Below are 4,542 nucleotides of genomic sequence, written 5' to 3' on the forward strand. Positions count from 1 at the left end.
AGGCTCCCTTTCCTAAGGGAGCTGTCGCGAAGCGACTGAGGGTTGAATCGTTTTATGATGATGGATATTTCTAAAAGAGATGATGATGGATCGCGGCAACCCTCCGACCAAATCGGCAAGCAGATTTGCCCACCTCCCTTAGGGAAGGGAGGCTTTAATACCCTTTCGCTCTTGCGATATCGTTCAATTCTTGAAGCTGTGCGGGATCGTTCGCTCCGAGAACGGTGTCGGGCGAGTCAGCCGTGAAAGCGCCGACTTTCTTGCCGTTTTGCAGGAGCAGATAGAGCGCGTCAGGCAAATAATATTCTTTTGCGGAATTATTCGCTTTGATATCGTCAAGAACGCTCAACAGATCATTGGTATCGAACCAGTAGCCGCCGGAGTTGACTTCCTTGATCAGAAGGGTCTCTTCATCGGCTTCTTTCTGTTCTACGATGCTTTTCAGCGTACCGTCGGCGTTGCGGACGATCCTGCCGTACCCGGTCGGGTCGTCGAGCATCGCGGAGATGACGGTCGCGGAAGCACCGCCCTCATTGTGCGCTTCATAAGCGTCTGCGATGGTCTTGGTGTCCATGAAAGGAGCGTCGCCGCACAGGATCACGACGTCGCCGCCCTTTTCCTTTAAAAAGTCCTTTGCCATCATGACGGCGTGTCCCGTACCGAGACGTTCGCTTTGCAAAACGTGGCTGACTTCAAAAGGCAGAGAATGGAGATACTCCTCGGTGATCTCCGTCTTGTAGCCGGTGACGACGCAGATGTCGTCGATCCCTGCCGCCTTGACGGAGTCGATGACCCAGCGGAGCATCGGCTTGCCCAATACCTCGTTCATCGGCTTGGGAATATCGGATTTCATTCGTTTTCCTTCGCCGCCGGCGAGGATAACGGCACATTTATTGTTCATGAATTGACCTCACAAATCATCATAATGAAAACTGGATCACACCGAATGAGCTGTGCAAACAATCGTCATATAGGATCGTTTGAGCGAATCGAGTTTCACTATTCGTTATTCATTTTTCACTGTACTTTGCGCTTCGGGGCGCTCTCATACACAATACTATTATCGCATATATTTGGGATTTTGCAAGGACAAATTACAAAAATATGACAATTTTAACACTTTTCACATATTCCACAAAATAAAAGCTTGACTTTTGTGCCCCTTTTTTATTTCTTTTTTCTCTTTTGTATAGTATTTTTTTCCATCTTTTGTTATAATACATGTGTATATGTATGCTGCGGTGATTCTTCACTGTAGTATTTACTATAACAATTCATTTAGGAGGAGATTCCAATGAGCAAAAAATGGGTTTACCTTTTTACAGAAGGTAACGCTGACATGAGAGAACTTCTCGGCGGTAAGGGCGCAAACCTCGCTGAGATGACCAACATCGGTCTGCCGGTTCCTCAGGGCTTCACAATCACCACAGAGGCTTGTACTCAGTACTATGAGGACGGCCGCCAGATCAATGATGAGATCCAGGCACAGATCAACGAGTATATCGGTAAGATGGAAGAGATCACCGGCAAGAAGTTCGGTGACAAAGAGAACCCGCTTCTCGTTTCCGTTCGTTCCGGCGCTCGCGCTTCCATGCCCGGTATGATGGACACCATCCTGAACCTCGGTCTGAACGAGGAAGTTGTAGAGACGATCGCTGAGCAGAGTGGCAATCCCCGCTGGGCTTACGACTGCTACAGAAGATTTATCCAGATGTATTCCGACGTCGTTATGGAAGTCGGTAAGAAGTATTTCGAAGAGCTCATCGACGAGATGAAGGCTGACCGCGGCGTTAAGCAGGACGTTGAACTGACCGCTGAGGACCTCAAGGAACTCGCTGAGAAGTTCAAGGCTGAGTACAAAGAAAAGATCGGTCAGGACTTCCCGTCCGATCCTAAGGAACAGCTCATGGGCGCTGTCAAGGCTGTATTCCGTTCCTGGGACAACCCCCGCGCGAACGTATATCGCCGCGACAACGATATCCCCTACAGCTGGGGTACTGCCGTAAACGTACAGTCCATGGCATTTGGTAACATGGGCGACGATTGCGGTACCGGCGTTGCGTTCACCCGTGACCCCGCTACCGGCGAAAAGGGCCTGTTCGGTGAGTTTTTGACCAACGCACAGGGTGAGGACGTTGTTGCAGGCGTTCGTACCCCCATGCACATCTCCGAGATGGAGCAGAAGTTCCCCGAGGCATTCGCTCAGTTCACTCAGGTTTGCAAGACCCTCGAGGATCATTACAGAGATATGCAGGATATGGAGTTCACCGTCGAGCACGGCAAGCTCTATATGCTTCAGACCAGAAACGGCAAGCGTACCGCTCAGGCGGCTCTGAAGATCGCTTGCGACCTCGTTGACGAGGGTATGAGAACCGAGGAAGAGGCCGTTCTGATGATCGACCCCAGAAACCTCGATACACTTCTCCATCCGCAGTTCGACGCGAAGGAGCTCAAGGCCGCTACCCCCATGGGCAAGGGTCTGGGCGCTTCTCCCGGCGCAGCTTGCGGTAAGATCGTCTTCACCGCTGAGGACGCTAAGGCTCAGGGCGGCGCAGGCGAGAAGGTTGTTCTCGTTCGTCTCGAGACCTCTCCCGAGGATATCGAAGGCATGAAGGCTGCTCAGGGTATTTTGACCGTTCGCGGCGGTATGACCTCTCACGCAGCGGTTGTCGCTCGCGGTATGGGTACCTGCTGTGTATCCGGCTGCTCCGACATTACCATGGATGAAGAGAACAAGCAGTTCACTCTGGCAGGCAAGACCTTCCATGAGGGTGACTTCATCTCCATCGACGGTACCACCGGTAACATCTATGACGGCATCATCCCGACCGTTGACGCTACCATCGCGGGCGAGTTCGGCCGTGTAATGGCTTGGGCTGACAAGTACAGAACCCTGAAGGTTCGTACCAACGCTGATACTCCCGCTGACGCTAAGAAGGCTCGCGAGCTGGGCGCTGAGGGTATCGGTCTGTGCCGTACCGAGCATATGTTCTTTGAAGGCGACAGAATCGCTGCTTTCCGTGAGATGATCTGCTCTGATACTCTCGAGGAGCGCGAGGCTGCTCTGGAGAAGATCCTGCCCTATCAGCAGGGCGACTTTGAGAAGCTGTATGAGGCTCTCGAAGGCAACCCCGTAACCATCCGCTTCCTGGATCCGCCTCTGCATGAGTTCGTTCCCACTGAGGAAGCTGACATCGAGGCTCTGGCTAAGGCTCAGGGCAAGAGCGTAGCTGAGATCAAGGCTATCATCGATTCTCTGCATGAGTTCAACCCGATGATGGGTCACCGCGGCTGCCGTCTGGCTGTCACCTATCCCGAGATCGCTAAGATGCAGACCAAGGCTGTTATCCGCGCTGCGATCAATGTCAAGAAAGCTCATCCCGACTGGACTCTCGTTCCCGAGATCATGATCCCGCTCGTAGGCGACGTCAAAGAGCTCAAGTATGTCAAGAAGTTCGTTGTTGAGACCGCTGACGCTGAGATCGCCGCTGCAGGCGTAGAGCTCGAGTATGAGGTCGGTACCATGATCGAGATCCCGAGAGCTGCTCTGACTGCTGACGAGATCGCGACCCAGGCTGACTTCTTCTGCTTCGGTACCAACGACCTGACTCAGATGACCTTCGGCTTCTCCCGTGACGATGCCGGCAAGTTCCTGAACGCTTACTACGACACCAAGATCTTCGAGAACGATCCGTTCGCAAAGCTGGATCAGACCGGTGTTGGCAAGCTGATGGAAATGGCTATCAAACTTGGCAAGCCCGTCAACCCGAAACTGCACATCGGTATCTGCGGTGAGCACGGCGGCGACCCGAGCTCTGTGGAATTCTGCCACAAGATCGGTCTCGACTACGTCTCCTGCAGCCCGTTCCGTGTCCCGATCGCTCGCCTCGCCGCAGCGCAGGCCGCGATCGCAAATCCGAGACAGTAATCTGAGTGGATCTAATTTGATCTGATTTGATCTGATTTGACTCGGACGCTGGGTTCAGCGAATAAATAGTCCCAAACGAAGGGCCTGAGATGAATCTCAGGCCCTTTTTGTGTGGGTAAAACGGGCAGGGGACCTACCAAGAGACTAAAGATATTCCGCTTGGAAGGGTTTTTTGGGTGATAATTAGTTTGAACCTACCAAAACCAAAAAATATCCTGACTGGAAGGTGGCTTTTTGATGACATTACCTACCAAATCACTGAGACGTGTTATCAAGGAAGGGGGCTCTGTCTTACGGACCCCTACAAGAAGTGTTTAGCTAATTCTAGTGGTAGGAATCGGCATATAGATTCACAGTCGTATCTCCTACCAAAAGAGAAGAACTACCTCAAGAGGAAGGCAAAGCCACAATTTACTGACCTACCAAAACTGGAGAAGTCTCTCGACTGGAAGGTAACTTTTTAAAAACCCAACCTACCAGAACCAGCGACATGTATCTCTAGGTAGGCCACTCGATATTTGTACACCTACCAGAAAACAAAAGCATCTCTGCGGGAAGGGGCACCATTACAAATAACACTTAATGACATGCTTCCTGAGAAGAATTACAGACAA

2 protein-coding genes are annotated in these 4,542 nt (G+C 51.7%); one reads left to right on the forward strand and one right to left on the reverse strand.

The window, feature by feature from the left end; genetic code table 11:
* Positions 1-154: 154 nt before the first annotated feature.
* The gene (locus R2I50_RS09955) at positions 155-901 is read right to left on the reverse strand and encodes a sugar phosphate nucleotidyltransferase (protein ID WP_316608989.1); all 747 of its coding nucleotides are present in this window, start codon (positions 899-901) and stop codon (positions 155-157) included.
* 393 nt (positions 902-1,294) lie between these two features.
* Here R2I50_RS09955 and ppdK point away from each other — a divergent pair, with 393 nt between their 5' ends.
* The gene (gene ppdK, locus R2I50_RS09960; RefSeq protein WP_316608990.1) at positions 1,295-3,928 is read left to right on the forward strand and encodes a pyruvate, phosphate dikinase; all 2,634 of its coding nucleotides are present in this window, start codon (positions 1,295-1,297) and stop codon (positions 3,926-3,928) included.
* Positions 3,929-4,542 lie beyond the last annotated feature (614 nt).

This window comes from uncultured Ruminococcus sp. (genome assembly GCA_902785355.1).
Lineage (GTDB): Bacteria > Bacillota > Clostridia > Oscillospirales > Acutalibacteraceae > Ruminococcoides.